Raw genomic sequence first — 17823 nt, forward strand, 5'->3', positions numbered from 1 at the left:
TCGTCGGCAGCTCGATGACCGACCTCGTCTCCTACCTCGGGCGCATGCCAGAGCGGGGCGAGACCGTCTTCGGGAAGGACTTCGCCCAGGGCTTCGGTGGCAAGGGTGCCAACCAGGCCGCCATGGCCGCGCTCCTCGGGGCCGAGGTGTCGATGGTCGGCGCCGTCGGCGGGGACTCGTTCGGGCGCGACACGGTGGAGAACCTCCGCGGTCTCGGCATCGACGCGACCCACGTCGTGGAGATCGACGACGCGCACAGCGGGATCGCGATGATCCTCGTGGACCCCGACGGCGACAACCGGATCGTCCTGGCCCCCGGCGCGAACGAGCGGCTGACCCCGCAGCACGTCGACGACGCGTTCGACGACGCCGGGGGCCCCGACCTCGTGCTCAGCCAGCTCGAGGTGCCGCAGGAGACGATCCGCCGTGGGTTCGAGCGCGCCAAGGGGGCCGGTGGCATCACCGTCCTCAACCCCGCACCGGCCGCGGCGGTCGACCCCGGGGTGCTCGCGGTGACCGACTGGGTGATCCCCAACGAGACCGAGTTCGCCATCCTGCTCGAGGCAGAGCTCGGGCGTGGCGTCGAGGACCTCGAGGCCGACGCCGTCGCCCTCGGCGAACGGATCGGGGCCTCGCTCGTGGTCACCCTGGGAGAGCGCGGCGCCCTCCTCGTGCACGACGGCGACCTCACCCGCCTCGAGGCGCCCGCCGTGGAGGCGGTCGACACCACCGGCGCGGGCGACGCGTTCTGCGGCGGGTTCGCGTTCGCCCTGGCCGGCGGCGCTGCGCCGGCCGACGCGACCCGCCTCGGCATCGCGCTTGCGTCGGACTCGGTCACGCGTCGTGGCACGCAGGCCTCCTACGCGCGGGGCGCGGACCTCGAGCGCATCCTCGCGGGCTGACGCGGCGACGGTCACGGAGCCCGGGTGATGGGAGAACGGTGCCCCCGGCGGGGCTTGAACCCGCGACCGACGAATTATGAGTTCGCTGCTCTGACCGGCTGAGCTACAGGGGCGCGCGGCCACGCCGCCTCCCGCTCGCGCGGGGGCGTCGGCCACGGCGTCCCATCCTAGTTCGGCGGGGGACGCGCGGACGCGCACGTCGCCACCGTGGCGCGCGGCCCTGGACCCACGGACCCACGTGCGTGCACGGCCGCGTGGACCCGGTCCCGTCCGCCCACGGAGCCCCTAGCCTGAGCCCCAGGGCGCGCACCTGACCGCGCCCGCGACCCGGACGGAGACCGACATGGCCGTTCGCACGCTCACGCTCACCCGCGAGATCGCCGCGCCCCCGAGGCTGTCTGGCGGATCCTCACCGACCCCGCCGGCAGCGAGCAGGTCCTCAGCGGCGTCAGCTCGATCGAGATGCTCACCGACGGCCCGTACCGCGTGGGCACTCGCTGGAAGGAGACCCGCACGTTCATGGGCGGCTCCGAGACCGAGGAGATGTGGGTGACGGCCGTCGACGAGCCCCGCTCGACCACCCTCGCCGCCAACGCCCGCGGCGCCACCTACGGGACTACCTTCGTCCTCGAACCGATCCCCACGGGCACCCGGTTGACCATGACCTTCGGCGGCGAGGACACCTCGGCCGGCGGGCTGCGCAAGCTGCTGGGCGCCGTCACCGAGCGCATCGGCATGGCGATGTCGAAGAAGATGATGACGCAGGACCTCGCCGACATCGCGGCCGCAGCCGAGGCCGCGCCGGGGGACTGACGCCACCGCCGGACCAGGGGTGCACCTCGGACCGGCCCCATGTCCGGTGCCGTCCCCGGATAGCGTGAGACCATGCGTCGTCGTCGCCCCCTCCCGCCCGCCGATGTCCGCGCCCACCTCGCCAAGGACCCGCTCCTCGCCGCCTCCGAGCTCGCGGACGGGTCCTGGGCCCTCGCCTCGCCCGTCGCGCTCGTCATCGCGACCGCGGGCGAGCAGCGCCTGCGCCGGCCCTGGCACGAGATCCTCCACGCGCGCTGGGACGGCGAGTCGCGGCTCTTCTCCGTCACCTACGTCGACACGAGCGAACCGGTCCTCGAGCTGCGCACCAAGGACGACGACGTCCAGGCGCTCGCCGACGTCGTCCGTGAGCGAGTGACCTCCTCGCTCGTCCACACCCTGCGCCGGGAGCTGCCGAACGGGTCCGAGGTGCACGTCCACATCCGCCGCGGCGAGGACGGGGAGCTGCTCTCCCAGACGACGACCACCGGGCCGCTCGCGGGCGACACCGAGGAGGCCCAGGTCATCCTCGCAGCGGAGGCCGAGGCGCGCGGCGCCGTCGGGCTGGGGGAGTAAGAGGCTCGCCCGACTCGACACCGCGGCCCGGCACCGGCGACAGTAGCGTCATGACCGTCGACGACGACTTCCTCACCGCCCTGCCCAAGGTGGAGCTCCACCTGCACATCGAGGGCACGCTCGAGCCCGAGCTGCGCTTCCGGCTCGCCGAGCGCAACAACCTCGACAAGCCGTACGACACGGTCGAGGAGCTGCGCGCCTCCTACGACTTCGACGACCTGCCGTCGTTCCTCGCGATCTACTACGCAGGCATGAACGTCCTGCTCACCGAGGAGGACTTCTACGACCTCGCCCGGGAGTACCTCGAGCGCGCGGCGGCCCAGAACGTCGCCTACGTCGAGATGTTCTTCGACCCGCAGGCGCACACCTCGCGCGGGGTGCCGTTCGACGTCGTCGTCCGCGGCCTGCGCCGCGCCCAGCAGGACGCCGAGAACCGCCTCGGTGTCCGCAGCGCCCTCATCATGTGCTTCCTGCGCGACTTCGAGGCCGGCTACGCCATGGCCACGCTGCTCGAGTCGCTCCCGTACAAGGAGTGGATCGTCGGCGTCGGGCTCGACTCCGACGAGAAGGGGAACCCGCCGAGCAAGTTCACCGACGTGTTCGCCCGGGCCCGCCGCGAGGGCTACCGGCTGACGATGCACTGCGACGTGGACCAGGAGAACTCGATCGAGCACATCCGCCAGGTGCTGCACGAGATCGGGGTCGAGCGCATCGACCACGGCACCAACGTCCTCGAGGACGAGGCTCTCACGGCCGAGCTCGTCACGCGTGGCATCGGGCTCACCTCCTGCCCGATCTCCAACACGTTCTGCGGCGACGGCACGAAGGCCGACGAGATCCGCCGCTGCCTCGAGGCCGGCATCCGGATCACCATCAACTCCGACGACCCGGCCTACTTCGGCGGGTACGTCCAGGAGAACCTCGCGGTCCTCGCGAACGAGTCCGGGTTCACCGCGGAGGAGCTGATCCGGCTCGAGCGCAACGCGGTCGACATCAGCTGGGCCCCGCCGGCTGTCAAGGCCGACATCCGCGAGCGGCTCGACGCCCTCGCATAGGACGCTGCGGACAACGACGACGGCCCTCGGCCGCCCGGCGGTACCCGGGTGGCCGAGGGCCGTTCACGTGTCGTGGCGCCAGGCGGTCAGCCGACGACGTCGACCGGCACCTCGCGATCGTCGGCGCGACCCTGACCGGCCGGGTCCCGGGAGACGGTGGGCCGACCGCCGGGGTCCGTCGTCGGGGCATGGGCCTCGTCCGGGAGCGCGGATCCCAACGGGGGTTCGGCGTCGTCGTGCTCCTCCTGGTCCTCCGGCGTGCGGATGAACCACGCGAGGACCGCGGCGACGAGCGCGAAGCCCGCGGCCACGAGGAAGCCCGTGCGGGCGCCCGGCTCGCCGGCGGCGGCCCTGGGCAGACCGTCGTCGAGGTTGGCGCCGAGCACGGCGGAGTACAGCCCGACGAGCACCGCCACGCCCGCGGCGCCGGCCACCTGCTGCAGGGTGTTGAGGACCGCCGACCCGTGCGAGTACAGCGGGCGGGGGAGCGACCCGAGGGACGCCGAGAACAGCGGCGTGAATGACATCGCGAGCCCGAGCGAGATGCCGGTCTGGACCACGACGATGAGCCAGATGGGCGTGCCCTGGCCGATCGTCCCGTAGAACAGCAGCCCGCCCGTCAGCAGGGTGGTGCCCGGGACGAGGAGCGCCCGGGGGCCGCGCGCGTCGTAGATCCGGCCGATGACCGGGGCGAGCAGACCCATGACCAGCGAACCGGGCAGGAGGATGAGGCCGGACTGGAGGGCGTCGAGCTCGGCGACGTCCCGGAGGAACAGTGGCAGCAGGTTGAGCGTGCCGAACATCGCGAGCGCGACGATCGCCATGATGCCTACGGCGATCGTGAAGTTGCGCGAGGTGAAGACGCGGAGGTCGAGCAGCGCCCGGTCGGTGCGCTGGAGCACGAGCTGGCGCCACACGAACAGGCCGAGCATGACGAGCGCGACACCGAGGACCGAGGACGCGAACGCGACGGTCGACATGCCGAGCTGCCCGGCGAGCCCGCCCTCGCCCTCCGCCGCGAACTGGCTGAGCGCGAACACGGTGCCGCCGAAGCCGAGCGCCGTGAGGACGACCGACACGGGGTCGAAGGAGGGGCGGGTGGTCTCGCCGAGGTTCGTCATCCAGCGGGCGCCCAGGAGCAGGGAGACGACGGCGATCGGCAGGACGATGGCGAAGAGCCAGCGCCAGCTCAGCGTCTCGAGCACGGCGCCGGAGAGGGTGGGGCCGATCGCGGGGGCCAGCGAGATGACCATGCCGACCAGGCCCATCATCCGGCCCCGGGAGCCGGGCGGGACGACGTTCATGATCGTCGTCATCAGCAGCGGCAGCATGATGCCGGTTCCCGTGGCCTGCACGACGCGCCCGGTGAGCAGGAGAGGGAAGCCGGGCGCCACGAGGCAGACCAGTGTGCCGAACGTGAACAGGCTCGACGCGGCGAGGAACACCTGGCGGGTGGTAAAGCGCTGGAGCACGAACCCGGTGGTGGGGATGACGACGGCCATGGTCAGCATGAACGCGCTGGTCAGCCACTGCCCGAGCTCGGGGTCGAGGCCGAGGTCCCGGTTGAGGTCGGGGACCGCGATGCCCATCGTCGTCTCGTTGAGGATCGCGACGAAGGCGGCGACGAGGAGCAGCCAGATGACCTTCATGGCGCGGGGATCGACGAACTCCTCCGCGCGGGTGGAGGTGGTGGTGCGGGATGACATGAGGTCTCCGGTCGGAGTGCGGGTGGTGCGGGTGGCGACGGGCCGCGGTGGTGCCGGGCGGCGGGTCGTCCGGGGCCGACGCGGTGCGTCAGCCGGTAATGGCGGCCGGAGGAGTCCGGCTGGCGGCCGGCACGGATCCGGTGGGCCGCGAGCGACCCTACGACCGAACCGAGACGGGCGCGAGAACATTCCGGACGCGTGCCCGAGGGACGAGAAGGGCCCGGGATCCGATCGGATCCCGGGCCCGGGTGCTCCCGCGGTTGGACTCGAACCAACAACCGTTCGATTAACAGTCGAATGCTCTGCCATTGAGCTACGCGGGATCGTGCGACGACCGACTCTAACAAACAGCCGCGGCGCTCCGGGCCCCGAATCCGGCCCGGGACGCGACCTGTGGGCAGACTCACCGACGGGTGCCCGGCACCGCTGCGACGCGAGCCGGAGGCGCCCCGACCCGGTGGAACAATGAGCGCCATGGCCATGCGTGAGATCAGGACCGTCGGTGACCCCGTGCTGCGCACCGTGTGCGACCCGGTGACGGACGTCGACCACACCGTCAAGCAGCTCGTCGAGGACCTGCTCGAGACGGTCGACCACGACGGGCGGGCCGGGCTGGCCGCCAACCAGATCGGCGTCTCCCTGCGCGCGTTCTCCTGGAACATCGACGACGAGATCGGCTACATCCTCAATCCCACCCTGGTCGCGGTCGACGAGGAGCACTACCAGGACGGCGACGAGGGCTGCCTCTCGGTCCCCGAGCTCTGGTTCCCCACCGAGCGCGCCTGGTACGCACGCGCCGAGGGGACCGACCTCGACGGCAAGAAGGTCGTCGTCGAGGGGGAGGAGCTGATGGCCCGCTGCATCCTCCACGAGCTCGACCACCTCGACGGCATGCTCTACCTCGACCGACTCGAGCGTTCCGTGAAGAAGAAGGCCATGAAGGCCGTGCGCGAGATGATGGCCTGACGCTAGTTACTATACCGTACGTACGGTATAGTAACTCGGCGTGACCGCGACCGATCCACGCCCCACCGACAATTCGAGACCCGCCACCGGCTCCCGCCGCTGGCTCCTGCTCGCCACGGTCGGCTTTGGCCTGCTCCTCATCACGCTCGACAACTCGGTGCTCTACACCGCGCTGCCGACCCTCACGGCCGAGCTCGACGCCTCCGCGTCCCAGTCGCTGTGGATCATCAACGCCTACCCGCTCGTCATCGCGGGCCTGCTCCTCGGCTCCGGCGCACTGGGGGACCGGATCGGCCACCGGACCATGTTCCTCGGCGGGCTCGTCGTCTTCGGCCTCGCCTCGCTCGCGGCGGCCTTCGCCCCGACGGCGGGCGCCCTCATCGCTGCCCGGGCCTTCCTCGCGGTCGGCGCAGCGGCGATGATGCCGGCGACGCTCGCGCTCGTGCGCCTCGGTTTTGACGACGTCCGCGAACGCAACTTCGCCATCGCCGTGTGGGGGAGCATCTCGCTCATCGGCTTCGCGATCGGCCCGATCATCGGCGGTCTGCTGCTCGAGCACTTCTGGTGGGGGTCGGTCTTCCTCGTCAATGTGCCGATCGTCGTCCTCGCCCTCGTCGTCACCCCGTTCGTTGCGCCGCGTGCACCTCGGGACTCGTCGAGGTCCTTCGACGTCCTGTCCTCGGTCCTCGCGCTCGCGATGCTCAGCGGCGCCGTGCTCGCGATCAAGGAGGCCTTCCACCAGCCGCAGGCATGGGGGACCGTCGGGGCGGCGGCCGTGGTCGCCGTCGTCGCCGGGGTGCTCTTCGTCCGCCGGCAGCGCAGCCTCGCCGACCCGCTGCTCGACTTCTCGGTCTTCCGCAACCGCGCCTTCTCCGCCGGCGTGCTCGCGGCCGTCACCGCGATGTTCGCCATCGGGGGCGTCCAGCTCCTCACCACACAGCGATTCCAGCTCGTCGCCGGGTACACCCCGCTCGAGGCCGGGCTCCTGGTCACCGCGATCGCCGTCGGATCGCTGCCGAGCGGGCTCCTCGGGGGCCTCCTCCTTCATCGCCTCGGCCTCCGGGTGCTGGTCTCCGGCGGCCTTGCCGTCGCCGGTCTCGGGATCGTCGTGTCGATCATGGGGACGGAGATGGGGCTCGCGATCTTCGTCGTCGGACTCGTTCTCACCGGCCTCGGGCTCGGCGCCTCGATGTCCGTCGCCTCGACGGCGATCCTCGGCAACGCACCGCCCCGCCGGGCCGGCATGGCCGCCTCCGTCGAGGAGGTGAGCTACGAGTTCGGCGGGCTGATCGCCGTCGCCGTGCTCGGCAGCCTGTCGTCCTTGCTGTACGCGGCGAGGGTGGTCCTGCCCGACGGTGCGCCGGTGGCCGCCGGCGAGAGCATCGGGGAGGCCCGCGAGGTCGCCGACGTCGTGCCCGGCCTGATGGAGGCCGCGTCCGCCGCCTTCGACGAGGCGTACCTCGTGATCCTCTCCGTCGTGGCCTTCGCCCTCGTCGTGGCGGCCACGGCAGCGGCACTGCTGCTGCGGCACCACGGCCCTGGAACCGCAGCCAGCAGCTTCGAGGGGAACGAGTGATGGCACGCCCGAGCAGCCGCATCCGTGCCCTCGACGCCGCCGCCACGATCGTCGGGCGCGACGGACTGCGGGCATTGACCTATGAGTCGCTGGCCGCCGAGACCGGGCTGACCAAGGGCGGACTTCTCTACCACTTCCCCTCCCGCGACGCCCTGGTCGTCGCGATGCACGACCACCTCGCCGCGCGGTGGGACGCGGACATCGCCTCGTTCGTCGACGGTGACCCGGCCGAGGCGGACGCGGAGGCGCGCCTGGCCGCCTACGTCCGCAGCACCGCCAGCACGCCGACCCGTGCCGAGCTGCTCCTCCTGCTCGAGTCCGTCGACGTCCCCGGCCTCGTCGGGGCGTGGAACCGGGTCATCGAGGACTGGGCGCCGCCCGTGCCTGCCGAGGTCGACCCGGACGGGGAACCGTCGGGAGATGCCGGAGGCGATGGTGCGGACGGGGCGGCCGAGCTCGATGCCTTCGTCGCGCGCCTCGCGGCCGACGGCCTGTGGGTGTTCGAGGCGCTGACGGGCAACGCGCTGCCGGCCGCCGTGCGAGAGCGGGCGGTCGAGCGGATCATCGCACTCGGAACCGGGCGCCCCGCAGGCTGACCGACGGGACCGACGACGACGATCCCCGGTCGCCGGCGACCCGAATCGTTCACACCGGCACCACCCGTCCCACCCGCCACAGGCACACGTCCCGTTCCTGGCGCGATCGCCGACATTCAGGCATCCTGGTGCCGTTCCGCCGTGGATCATGCTCAGCCCGGTTCTCGCGAGGCCGTTGGGGAAGACGTCCCTCGCAACCGAACCAGGAGGCTCGACATGAGTGGTGCCTACACCCGCGGCGTTGTCTTCGTGCACTCCGCGACCCGTGCGCTGTGCCCCCACGTCGAGTGGGCCGCCGGCCAGGTCCTCGACGCGCGGCTCTCGCTCGAGTGGACCGATCAGCCGGCCGCGCCCGGACTGCTGCGCGCCGAGCGCTCCTGGGTCGGTCCCGTCGGCAGCGGCGCCCGCCTCGCCTCCGCGCTGCGCGGCTGGCAGCACCTGCGCTACGAGATCACCGAGGAAGCCGCACCCGGCTCCGACGGCGGCCGCTGGTCGCACACGCCCGAGCTCGGGATCTTCCACGCCCAGACGGATGCGCACGGCAACGTCGTGGTGCCGGAGAACCGACTGCGGGCGGCCCTCGAGCACGCCGGCGACCCCGTCCGGATGCGGCACGAGCTCGATCTCGCGCTCGGTCAGGCCTGGGACGACGAGCTCGAGCCCTTCCGCTACGCGGGCGCCGGGGCGCCCGTGCGCTGGCTGCACCGCGTGGGCTGAGGCGGTTCGTCGCGGGACCTCCTTCGTCGGGGGATGACGGCCCTCCGGGTCCTCCCGGCCCGTCGTCGAGGGCCGGCGACGGCACCCTTCGGTTCCGGCACTCGGTGCCATAGCCTGGTCGGACCGTCCCCGGGCACCGGCGCCCGGGGTACCCGACGAAGGGAGCACGCCATGGCAGGCCGTCTCGAGGGCAAGGTCGCCTTCATCACCGGAGCCGCACGCGGGCAGGGTCGTAACCACGCGATCCGCCTCGCCCAGGAGGGCGCGGACATCATCGCGGTCGACGTGTCCGACCAGGTCGCGACCGTCCCCTACGACACGGCACGCGCCGAGGACCTCGCCGAGACCGTGCGTCAGGTCGAGGCGCTCGACCGCCGCATCGTCGCCCGCGAGGCGGACGTCCGGGACCTCGCCGCGCTGACCGCCGTGGCCGACGAGGGCGTGGCCGAGCTCGGCCGGCTCGACATCATCCTCGCCAACGCAGGCATCAACACGATGTCGCCCACCCTCGAGATGGACGAGGAGATGTGGCAGACGATGATCGACGTCAACCTCACCGGCGTGTGGAAGACCGTGCGCGCCGCGGCCCCGCACATCGTGGCCGGCGGCAACGGCGGAGCGATCGTCATCACCTCCTCGCTCGCCTCCATGAAGACGAACGCCAACATCGCGCACTACACGGCGGCGAAGTCCGGCGTCGTCGGGCTCATGCGGGTCCTCGCGAAGGAGCTCGCCCCCCAGAGCATCCGCGTCAACACCATCCACCCGACCACGCTCGCCAGCCCGATGATCCTCAACGACCCCACGTACAAGCTGTTCCGGCCGGACCTCGAGAGCCCCACGCGCGAGGACTTCGAGGAGGCGGCGCGGCAGATGAACCTCATGCCGACGGCGGCGCTCGAGCCGGACGACACCTCCGAGGCGATCCTCTACCTCGTCTCGGACAGCGGCCGCTACGTCACCGGCATCGAGCACGTTCTCGACGCCGGGGCGCGCCAGGGCTGAGCAGCCGCCCGGGAGTCGGGGACGAGGTCACGACGGCGGGTGGACCGGTAGCGAGTCCGGCCCACCCGCCGTCGTGCACGGGGTGCGGGGTGCGTCCGTACGGACGGACGTCCGAGGGCGTCGGTCAGACGCTGCCGACGAGGATGGCGGCGTTGTGGCCGCCGAACCCGAAGGCGTTGTTGAGCGCGGCGACCTGCCCGGTGGCGCTCAGCTCGCGAGGGGTGTCGCGGACGACGTCGACCTGGACGGCCGGGTCGAGGTTCTCGATGTTGATCGTCGGGGGAGCGGTGCGCTCGCGGACGGCCAGCACGGCGAAGATCGTCTCGAGCGCGCCCGCACCGCCGAGCAGGTGACCGGTCATCGACTTCGTCCCCGAGACCGTGACCTGCTCGCCGAACAGGCGGCGGATCGCCTCGGCCTCGATCGTGTCGCCGACCGGGGTCGACGTCGCGTGGGCGTTGACGTGCACGACGTCGGCGGCGGCGAGCCCCGAGTCCTCCAGCGCGATGCGCATCGCGCGCTCCTGGCCCTGGCCGGAGGGGTCGGGGGGAGCGACGTCGAAGGCGTCGGCCGTCATGCCGGTGCCGAGGACCTCGGCGTGGACGGTGGCTCCGCGGGCGGCGGCGTGCTCGGCAGACTCGAGGACGACGATGCCGGCGCCCTCGCCCATGACGAAGCCGTCGCGGTCGACGTCGTAGGGGCGCGAGGCGCGCTGCGGGTCGTCGGTCCGCCTCGAGAGGGCCTGCATCTTGCCGAACGACGCCATGGTCACCGGGTGGATCGCGGACTCGGTACCGCCGGCGACGACCACGTCGGCGACGCCGGTGCGGATCATCTGGACGCCCTGGGCGATCGCCTCGGCGCCCGACGCGCAGGCGGAGACGGGTGCGTGCGCGCCGGCGCGCGCGCCGAACCGGACGGAGATGTTGGCGACCGGCGAGTTGGCCATGAGCATCGGCACGGTGAGCGGGAGGACGCGGCGGGCGCCCTTCTCGCGGACGGTGTCCCAGGCGTCGAGCAGGGTGTGGATGCCGCCGATGCCCGTCGAGACGACGGCGCCGAGGCGCTCGGGCACGACCTCGGGCTCTCCAGCATCCGCCCAGGCCTCGAGCGCGGCGACGACGGCGAGCTTCCCGGACGGATCGAGGCGGCGGGCCTCCTGGCGGGTGAGCACGGTCTCCGGGTCGACGGCGGCCTCGCCGGCGAAGTCCACGGTGATCCCGTACTGCTCGGCCCAGTCGTTGTCGAGCGTCGCGATACCGGAGGTTCCGGCGAGCGCGGCCGTCCAGGTGCTGGCGACGTCCCCGCCGATGGGGTTCGTCGTCCCCATGCCGGTGACGACGACCCGGCGGCGCTGGGTGGACTGCTCGGACACGGGTTCCTCCTCGGGTGCGCGCCGGTGCGGCGCGGCGGATCTTTCCCCGCTGCGGCGTGCCGAGTGCAGCGGGGAGGTCGGGGGCACCGGACCGGAGCCCCCGACCGGGGTGTCAGGCCTGGGCCCCGACGATGTACTTCACGGCGTCCTGGACGGTCTTGAGGTTCGCGACCTCGTCGTCCGGGATGGTGACGCTGAAGCGCTCCTCGGCGAGGGTCGCGATCGTCATCATCGACAGGGAGTCGACGTCGAGGTCGTCGGTGAACGACGCCTCCGGCTTGACGTCCTCGACCGGCAGGCCGGTCTCCTCGTTGACGATCTCGGCGAGGCCCGTGAGGACCTCCTCCTCCGTGTGTGCCATGTGCTTCTCCTGGTGTGGTTGAAACTGGACGGGGGTCAGTGTGTCAGGCCCCGCGCGGGGGTCACGGTACGACGACCACCTGCGCGGCGTAGGCGAGGCCCGCGCCGAAGCCGATCTGGAGCGCGATGTCCCCGCTCGTGGCCTGCCCCTCGCGGATGAGGCGCTCGAGCGCGAGCGGGATCGAGGCGGCCGAGGTGTTGCCCGTGTCGGCGATGTCCCGGCCCACCACCACGTCCTCGCGCAGCCCCAGGTACTTCACCATGTGGTCGATGATCCGCATGTTCGCCTGGTGCGGGACGAAGACGTCGATCTGGTCGGGGGTGAGTCCGGCGGCCTCGATCGCCCGTGCGGCGACCTTGGTCATCTCGAAGCTCGCCCACTTGAAGACGGTGGGGCCCTCCTGGCGCAGGGTGGGCCAGGACCGGTCGGCCTCCGGGTCGTCCGAGCGGAAGGTCGACCACGGGTGGGTCTGGGAGATGACGTCCGCCTTGGAGCCGTCCGAGCCCCACACGGTCGGGCCGATGCCGGGGGTCTCGGAGGGGCCCACGAGGGCGGCGCCGGCACCGTCGCCGAGGATGAAGCTGATGGAGCGGTCCGTGGGGTCGATGTACTCGCTCATCTTCTCCACGCCGACGACCAGCACGTGGTCGGCGGTCCCCGAGCGTACGAGGGCGTCCGCCTGGGCGATCCCGTAGGCGTAGCCGGCGCAGGCCGCGGAGATGTCGAAGCTCGCCGCCGGGTTGGCACCGATACGGTCCGCGACGATGCCGGCCAGCGACGGTGTCTGGGTGAACCAGGTGACGGTGCCGACGATGACGGCGTCGACCTGTGCCGCCTCGACCCCGGCGGCGGTCAGCGCAGCCTCGGCTGCGGCGCTGGCCATGTCCACCACCGTGGTCCCGGCGTTCGCGTACCGGCGGGTGACGATCCCGGTGCGCTGCTGGATCCACTCGTCGGAGGAGTTGATGGGCTCGACGATGTCGTCGTTGGGCACCGTTCTCTCGCCGCGGAACCCGCCGACGCCGAGGATCCGCGCGTGGGCGTTCGGCGCAGCGGTGGTGAGGACGGGGCGGCTCATGAGGCTCCTTCGGTGTCCGAATCGGCGAGCTCGGCGGCCGCCAGGAGGTCGTCCGGGGTGGACAGGGGGCGGACGGTCACGCCCGGGAGCGTGCGCTTGGCGAGGCGCGTGAGCACGCCGGCGGGGGCGAGCTCGACGGCGGCTGTCACCCCGCGCGCGAGGATCGTCTCGCAGCACAGGTCCCAGCGCACGGGGTTGGCGACCTGCGCGACGACGCGGGCGAGCGCCTCGGTGCCGGCGGAGACCTCGGCGCCGTCCCGGTTGGAGAGCAGCGCCGTGCGCGGGTCCGCCGTGGTCAGCCCGGACGCGGCGGCGGCCACGGCGTCGAGCGCCGGCCGCATGTGCTCGGTGTGGAACGCGCCGGCGACGGCGAGCGGCACGACCCGTGCCTTGGCGGGGGGCTGCTCGGCGAACGCGGCGAGCTGCTCGAGCGTGCCGGCGGCGACGATCTGGCCACCCCCGTTGACGTTGGCGGCGGTCAGACCGGCCGCCTCGATCGCCGCGGTCACCTCGGCGGCGTCCCCGCCCACGACGGCGGACATGCCCGTCGGCGTGACGGCGGAGGCGTCGGCCATCGCGCGGCCACGGGCGGCGACGAGGCGGACGGCGTCGACGTCGGACAGGACCCCGGCGACGGCGAGGGCGGCGAGCTCGCCGACGGAGTGGCCGGCGGCGACCGACGGGGCGAGGCCGGGGGAGCGGGCCTCGAGAGCCCGGAAGGCGAGGATCGACGAGGCGACGATGAGCGGCTGCGCGAGGGCCGTGTCCTTGATGGTCTCGGCGTCCGCGTTCGTCCCGAGGTCGGCGAGGTCGAGGTCGGCCGCGGCCGAGAGGTCGGAGAGCAGGGCGGCGGAGGCCCGGTCGTCGAGCCAGGGCGCGAGCATGCCCGGCGTCTGGGCCCCCTGTCCCGGGGCTAGCACAGCAATCATTCGGCCAATCTACCGCCGCGCCACCGGGCGGCCGGAGCGGCGGCTGCGTGTCGGACGGGAGCGCGGGTCCGTCGTCGTCGGGGGAGGATGCGCGTGCGTGCGTCCCGGCAGACGAGACCGGCTGCGCGTCGTCGTGCGCGGTCCGGCTCCCAGCGGGCGGGATCGGGCCCGGCCGCTATCCTGGCGGACATGTCCCTCGTGCGCCGCCCTGCTCTCCTGCTTGCACTCCTGCTCGCCACGACCGACCACGGATCCCACCGGCACGCCGCCGACCAGGACTCCGACCCCCGTGAGGAGGAGCTGCGCGCGCGGCTCGAGGAGGACCCGAACGACACCGTCGCCTTCAACGAGCTCGCCGAGATCGTGCGCCGCCACGGCTCCCAGGTGCGGGCCGCCGACCCGCTGACCGCGGACGTGCCCCAGTCCGACCCGCGGTCCGCCGACCTCGCCGTGTGGGCGCTGGCCGAGGAGCTCGCCGGTCGCCCGAACGCGTGGTACCCGCTCATCGAGCTCGCCCGACTCTCGGTCGAGGACGACCTCGACGGGGCCAACCGCCGGCTCGGTGCGGCGTGCGCCCGCGAGGAGACGGGGCTCGCGCTGGCCGAGTCGCTGTGGGTGCTCCGGGAGTCCGGTCACCCGACGCACGCGCACGCCCTGGCGACCGCCCACTGGGACGCCGAGCGGCACGTGCCCGCCGCGGGCCGGCAGATCGTGCTGGCCGCCATCGAGTCCGAGCGGTACGAGGACGCCGAGCGGTACCTCGAGCTCATCGGCGCGCGCGAGGACGAGGAGAGCGCCGCCGCGGTGACCGAGCTCCGGTCGGTGCTCGGCGACGCCCGCCCTCAGAGGTAGCACCCCGTTCGTCGAGATTGCGGTTGGTGCACGTCGAGATTGCGGTTGGGAGATCTCGCACGACCGACCATCTGGTCGAGAGTGCGGTGTAGGCGCGCCCGTTGCTCGCCCTGCTGATGTCGAGAGTGCGGTGCAAGCACATCGATGGCTCGGCGTAGTGGAACCGCGAGCGACGCGCGGATGGGGCTGCGAGTACTGACCGGGGTGGACAGTCCGAGCTATGCACAGGAGGAGCGGTAGCCGCCCGACCGGTGACGGCGGACGCTAGCCTCGGCGACATGACGCGACCAGGGGGGCGCCATCCGTGTCGGTTCGCTGCGCTGCTGCTCGTCGGTGCGCTCGGGCTGACCGGATGCGGCGGCGACGACGACAACGCGAGCGAGACCCAGCGACCACCGGTGTACGTGGGGCCCGATGACGAGTCCGAGTCGGGGGAGACCGCGTCCGACGACGAGACCCCGTCCGAGTCCGCGAGTGGACGTGAGTCCGGGACCGACGGCGCCGAGGCGAGCACCGACGACATCGAGTGGACCGAGTGGGAGCTCGAGCGGCGTGAGCGTCCGGAGCCGGAGCCACCACCTGAGATGGACGACGACGGCGAGGCCGGTGCGCTCGCGGCGGCCCACTACTTCGTGGAACTCATCGAGCACATGGTCGAGACGGGAGTTTCTGAATCGTTCGAAGCTGTTTCTGGTGCGGACTGCGGATACTGCTCCTCGCTCGTGGACTCGAGCATACAAAACGCTATCGAGGGTAGTTATGTCGACCAGTACGTTATTCGGGTTGATGAGTCGCAGGTTGGTGCGCCGACCGAGGACCACCCTGATTGGATCGTCGAGTTTCGAGGCGAAGAAGAGGCTTATTCGGTCGTAGATTTCAATGGTGATGAGATCGAGCATGTGGAACCGGAATCATTCACCATGCACATCATTCTCAGCCACACCGACGGTAAATGGGTGCTGCAAGCCGGTGCATACACGCCAGGATCCGAAGAGTCCGCGTCGTGATGAGGAAATCCACGAGGCTTGGGTTCGTTGGAATGGTGGTCATGCTGACGTTGGGAGTGGGCTCCGCAAGTGCTGTCGATGGCGATGATCGAGGTATCAGTGCAGGTACCTCCGATGACGGAGTCGATCTTGCTGCCCTTGAGCAGCTGCGGTCGTCTACTCCGGTGGCGGAGCGAGGTCAGAACATCGAAGAAGATGTCGGCAGTATCGCGGCCCGTGGGCCCTTGCGAGAAGCTGTGCGCCGACATGTGAGGACAGGTGACGGAAAGACGCAGGTCGGGCAAACAGGGCGGTTCCTCGGGCAATGCGTGATCATCGAGGCTGAAACGGGTAGCACGTGCCCGTACAGGTTGCCCTTGGGGGCGAACAGCCCGGCGGCAGTCCCACAGGAAGTCCCGGCCGGCGCGGACCCCGTCGAGGTCACTCTCACGCGCTCGGAGGCGGCGAGCCTGCTGGTCAACACCGGGGAGGCGATGATGGACGGCCGGTGGCAGCTGGCGAACATGCCGGTCCTGCTGTGGACGACCGCGTCTGAGCACACGGTGAGCGCCGACCTCCTCGGCCAGCAGGTGGACGTGCGGTTCAGCCCTCTCGAGTTCGAGTGGGACCCGACGGACGGATCGCACCCGTTCGTCACCTCGGACCCGGGCGCCCCGTACCCCGAGCACACGGTCTCCTACCCGTATCCCGACGGGCACGAGTCCATTCACGTCGAGCTGACGACGCTGTGGGAGGCGGAGTTCCGAGTGGGTGGCGGCGACTGGGAAGCGATTGACGGGACCATCCCGATCACCACCCGGACGCAGGCCTTCGAGGTGCGGGAACGCCAGGTCCGACTCGTGCCGGAGTGTGCGGTCCACGACCGCTGCTGAGGTCGCGGGAACTACTGCGTGGCAGCGACCCCCGACGCTGCCCGCGGACCGCGACCGAGTGCATGCACGCCGATCGTCGCCAGTGCGACGGCGATCCCGCTGAACACGGTGCGCGTGACGTTCCACGACTGCCAGCTGCCGGAGTAGTCCGACCAGACTCGCGCGGCCTCCGCGATGTCCTGCGGGACCGATACCCCCGCCAGCTCCTCGTTCATCGGCACGTTGACCAGCATCGTGAGGAGCAGTCCGCCGGCCAGGTAGACGAGCCCGGCGGCGAGGAGGTACGCCGCGGCCCGCGGACGTCGGGATCGGCGCGCGAGGAGGGCGGCCGCCGCCATGACCACCGGGGTGAGGAAGAACGCCGGGAAGAAGACCGCGTTCTGGACCGAGTCGTTCATCGCCTGCATCGCGGCGATCGCCACGCGAGGATCTGCGGCGTCGAGGCCCCACATCGTCGAGCACACCCAGGCGAAGAAGAATCCGAAGATCGCGGCGCCGAGGACGACCGCGGCGACGGCGCAGATCATCGCGGTGCGCATGCGACCTGGTGGCACCGCCCCGGCACCTGAGTCGTGGGACATGAGGGAGACGTGGTCGGTACGGGCGTCGGACGGGACCTGAGCAGACATGTCGACTCCAAGATCGGAACGCACGAGTTCGGTTCCAATAATGGAACCGGGTAGTACGGTTGTCAACATGCCGACGACGACGAACCGACGCGTGGGCCGATTACCCGCCGCCGCCCGCGCGGGCCGCGAGGTGGAGATCCTCGACGCCGCACGCGCGGTCCTCGTCGAGATCGGCTACGAACGACTGACGGTCCAGGCGATCGCCACGCGTGCGGGTGCGTCGAAAGAGACGATCTACTCGTGGTTCGGCGGCGTCGAGCAGCTGCTCGCCCGAGTCGTCGAGGCCAATGCCGACGCCGCGGCGGCAGCCGTGTCCGACGTCCTCGCCGCGGACGCCGCCCCCACGCCTACGTCCGCTCGTGCCACGCTCACCGGGTACGTGCGTGCGCAGCTCACGCTCCTGACCGGGGCGGAGTCGGTGGCGCTCAACCGGGCGGCCATGGCGTCGTCGTCGTTGGCCGAGGTCTTGCTCGCCGGTGGTCGCCACCGGGTCGGCCCGATCGTCGAGTCGTACCTCGCGCGGCTGGGCGCAGCGGGCGTCCTCCGGGTGAGCGACCCGGCGGACGCGTTCCGGCTCCTGTACGGACTCGCGGTCCAGGACACCCAGATCCGTGTGCTCCTCGGGGAGGACCGGCCGACTCCTGCGCAGATCGGGGCGACGGCCGAGAGTGCGGTCGAACGGTTCCTCGTGCTCACGTCTACGTAGCTAGTCGCGGCTCTGTCGGGGGCCGGGGGTGGGGCTGCGCCGGCCGGCGGTGGTGGTCCGGGCTGCGCCCCGGAAGGATTGTGACGTCGGCGGCGAGCCGCGTCG

General features: G+C 71.6%; 19 protein-coding genes and 2 tRNA genes. 13 read left to right on the forward strand and 8 right to left on the reverse strand.

Annotation, left to right across the window (positions count from 1 at the left end; genetic code table 11):
• The first annotated feature begins 14 nt into the window (after positions 1 to 14).
• Complete coding sequence (locus AC24FB_RS13835; RefSeq protein ID WP_487560281.1) at positions 15 to 902, forward strand: ribokinase; 888 nt, start codon at positions 15 to 17, stop codon at positions 900 to 902.
• A gap of 39 nt (positions 903 to 941) precedes the next feature.
• Here AC24FB_RS13835 and AC24FB_RS13840 read toward each other — a convergent pair.
• Positions 942 to 1015, reverse strand: a tRNA-Ile gene (locus tag AC24FB_RS13840).
• A gap of 292 nt (positions 1016 to 1307) precedes the next feature.
• On the opposite strand from AC24FB_RS13840, the gene AC24FB_RS13845 reads away from it, so the two are divergent.
• The 3 genes from AC24FB_RS13845 to add all read left to right on the forward strand — a co-directional run bounded on the left by AC24FB_RS13845 (position 1308) and on the right by add (position 3343).
• Complete coding sequence (locus tag AC24FB_RS13845) at positions 1308 to 1715, forward strand: SRPBCC family protein (RefSeq protein ID WP_425713490.1); 408 nt, start codon at positions 1308 to 1310, stop codon at positions 1713 to 1715.
• 72 nt (positions 1716 to 1787) lie between these two features.
• Positions 1788 to 2288 (forward strand): hypothetical protein, encoded by a 501-nt coding sequence (locus tag AC24FB_RS13850; protein ID WP_425713223.1) that lies wholly within the window; start codon positions 1788 to 1790, stop codon positions 2286 to 2288.
• A 50-nt stretch (positions 2289 to 2338) separates the two neighbouring features.
• On the forward strand, positions 2339 to 3343 hold the full coding sequence (gene add / locus AC24FB_RS13855) for an adenosine deaminase (protein ID WP_425713224.1): 1005 nt from the start codon (positions 2339 to 2341) through the stop codon (positions 3341 to 3343).
• 86 nt (positions 3344 to 3429) lie between these two features.
• Here add and AC24FB_RS13860 read toward each other — a convergent pair whose 3' ends face one another.
• Together AC24FB_RS13860 and AC24FB_RS13865 are read right to left on the reverse strand one after the other, a co-directional pair.
• Positions 3430 to 5049, reverse strand: a complete 1620-nt coding sequence (locus AC24FB_RS13860) for an MDR family MFS transporter (protein WP_425713225.1) — start codon at positions 5047 to 5049, stop codon at positions 3430 to 3432.
• A gap of 251 nt (positions 5050 to 5300) precedes the next feature.
• Positions 5301 to 5372 (reverse strand) — tRNA-Asn (locus AC24FB_RS13865).
• A gap of 151 nt (positions 5373 to 5523) precedes the next feature.
• On the opposite strand from AC24FB_RS13865, the gene def reads away from it, so the two are divergent.
• The 5 genes from def (at position 5524) to AC24FB_RS13890 (ending at position 9909) form a co-directional block, all read left to right on the forward strand.
• Positions 5524 to 6015 carry a peptide deformylase gene (def, locus tag AC24FB_RS13870; RefSeq protein WP_425713226.1) on the forward strand — a complete coding sequence of 164 codons (492 nt, stop codon included), beginning with the start codon at positions 5524 to 5526 and terminating at the stop codon, positions 6013 to 6015.
• 40 nt (positions 6016 to 6055) lie between these two features.
• Positions 6056 to 7591: an MFS transporter gene (locus AC24FB_RS13875; RefSeq protein WP_425713227.1), complete on the forward strand. Its 1536-nt coding sequence runs from the start codon at positions 6056 to 6058 to the stop codon at positions 7589 to 7591.
• Positions 7591 to 8187, forward strand: a complete 597-nt coding sequence (locus tag AC24FB_RS13880; RefSeq protein WP_425713228.1) for a TetR/AcrR family transcriptional regulator — start codon at positions 7591 to 7593, stop codon at positions 8185 to 8187. Before AC24FB_RS13875 ends, AC24FB_RS13880 begins: the two co-directional genes overlap by 1 nt.
• 216 nt (positions 8188 to 8403) lie before the next feature.
• The gene (locus AC24FB_RS13885) at positions 8404 to 8904 is read left to right on the forward strand and encodes a DUF3145 domain-containing protein (RefSeq protein ID WP_425713229.1); all 501 of its coding nucleotides are present in this window, start codon (positions 8404 to 8406) and stop codon (positions 8902 to 8904) included.
• A gap of 171 nt (positions 8905 to 9075) precedes the next feature.
• Positions 9076 to 9909, forward strand: a complete 834-nt coding sequence (locus tag AC24FB_RS13890) for a mycofactocin-coupled SDR family oxidoreductase (protein ID WP_425713230.1) — start codon at positions 9076 to 9078, stop codon at positions 9907 to 9909.
• A 124-nt stretch (positions 9910 to 10033) separates the two neighbouring features.
• Here AC24FB_RS13890 and AC24FB_RS13895 read toward each other — a convergent pair whose 3' ends face one another.
• The 4 genes from AC24FB_RS13895 to AC24FB_RS13910 form a co-directional block, all read right to left on the reverse strand.
• Positions 10034 to 11239, reverse strand: coding sequence for a beta-ketoacyl-[acyl-carrier-protein] synthase family protein (locus AC24FB_RS13895; protein ID WP_425713491.1), 1206 nt, complete (start codon positions 11237 to 11239; stop codon positions 10034 to 10036).
• A gap of 157 nt (positions 11240 to 11396) precedes the next feature.
• Entirely contained in the window at positions 11397 to 11645 is a 249-nt protein-coding gene (locus AC24FB_RS13900) for an acyl carrier protein (RefSeq protein WP_425713231.1), read from the reverse strand.
• Positions 11646 to 11706: 61 nt separating this feature from the next.
• Positions 11707 to 12723 (reverse strand): beta-ketoacyl-ACP synthase III, encoded by a 1017-nt coding sequence (locus AC24FB_RS13905; RefSeq protein WP_425713232.1) that lies wholly within the window; start codon positions 12721 to 12723, stop codon positions 11707 to 11709.
• Positions 12720 to 13652, reverse strand: a complete 933-nt coding sequence (locus AC24FB_RS13910) for an ACP S-malonyltransferase (RefSeq protein ID WP_425713233.1) — start codon at positions 13650 to 13652, stop codon at positions 12720 to 12722. Before AC24FB_RS13910 ends, AC24FB_RS13905 begins: the two co-directional genes overlap by 4 nt.
• A 189-nt stretch (positions 13653 to 13841) precedes the next feature.
• On the opposite strand from AC24FB_RS13910, the gene AC24FB_RS13915 reads away from it, so the two are divergent.
• The 3 genes from AC24FB_RS13915 to AC24FB_RS13925 all read left to right on the forward strand — a co-directional run bounded on the left by AC24FB_RS13915 (position 13842) and on the right by AC24FB_RS13925 (position 16383).
• Complete coding sequence (locus AC24FB_RS13915) at positions 13842 to 14504, forward strand: hypothetical protein (RefSeq protein WP_425713234.1); 663 nt, start codon at positions 13842 to 13844, stop codon at positions 14502 to 14504.
• Positions 14505 to 14782: 278 nt separating this feature from the next.
• Positions 14783 to 15511: a DUF6318 family protein gene (locus tag AC24FB_RS13920; RefSeq protein WP_425713235.1), complete on the forward strand. Its 729-nt coding sequence runs from the start codon at positions 14783 to 14785 to the stop codon at positions 15509 to 15511.
• A gap of 308 nt (positions 15512 to 15819) precedes the next feature.
• Positions 15820 to 16383 carry a hypothetical protein gene (locus AC24FB_RS13925; RefSeq protein WP_487560289.1) on the forward strand — a complete coding sequence of 188 codons (564 nt, stop codon included), beginning with the start codon at positions 15820 to 15822 and terminating at the stop codon, positions 16381 to 16383.
• 11 nt (positions 16384 to 16394) lie between these two features.
• Here the strand turns inward: AC24FB_RS13925 and AC24FB_RS13930 are convergent, their stop codons facing one another.
• Positions 16395 to 17012: an anthrone oxygenase family protein gene (locus tag AC24FB_RS13930; RefSeq protein WP_425713237.1), complete on the reverse strand. Its 618-nt coding sequence runs from the start codon at positions 17010 to 17012 to the stop codon at positions 16395 to 16397.
• Between the two features lie 67 nt (positions 17013 to 17079).
• Here AC24FB_RS13930 and AC24FB_RS13935 point away from each other — a divergent pair, with 67 nt between their 5' ends.
• Entirely contained in the window at positions 17080 to 17718 is a 639-nt protein-coding gene (locus AC24FB_RS13935; RefSeq protein ID WP_425713238.1) for a TetR/AcrR family transcriptional regulator, read from the forward strand.
• Positions 17719 to 17823: the final 105 nt, after the last annotated feature.

The organism is Georgenia sp. Z1344 (genome assembly GCF_057652375.1).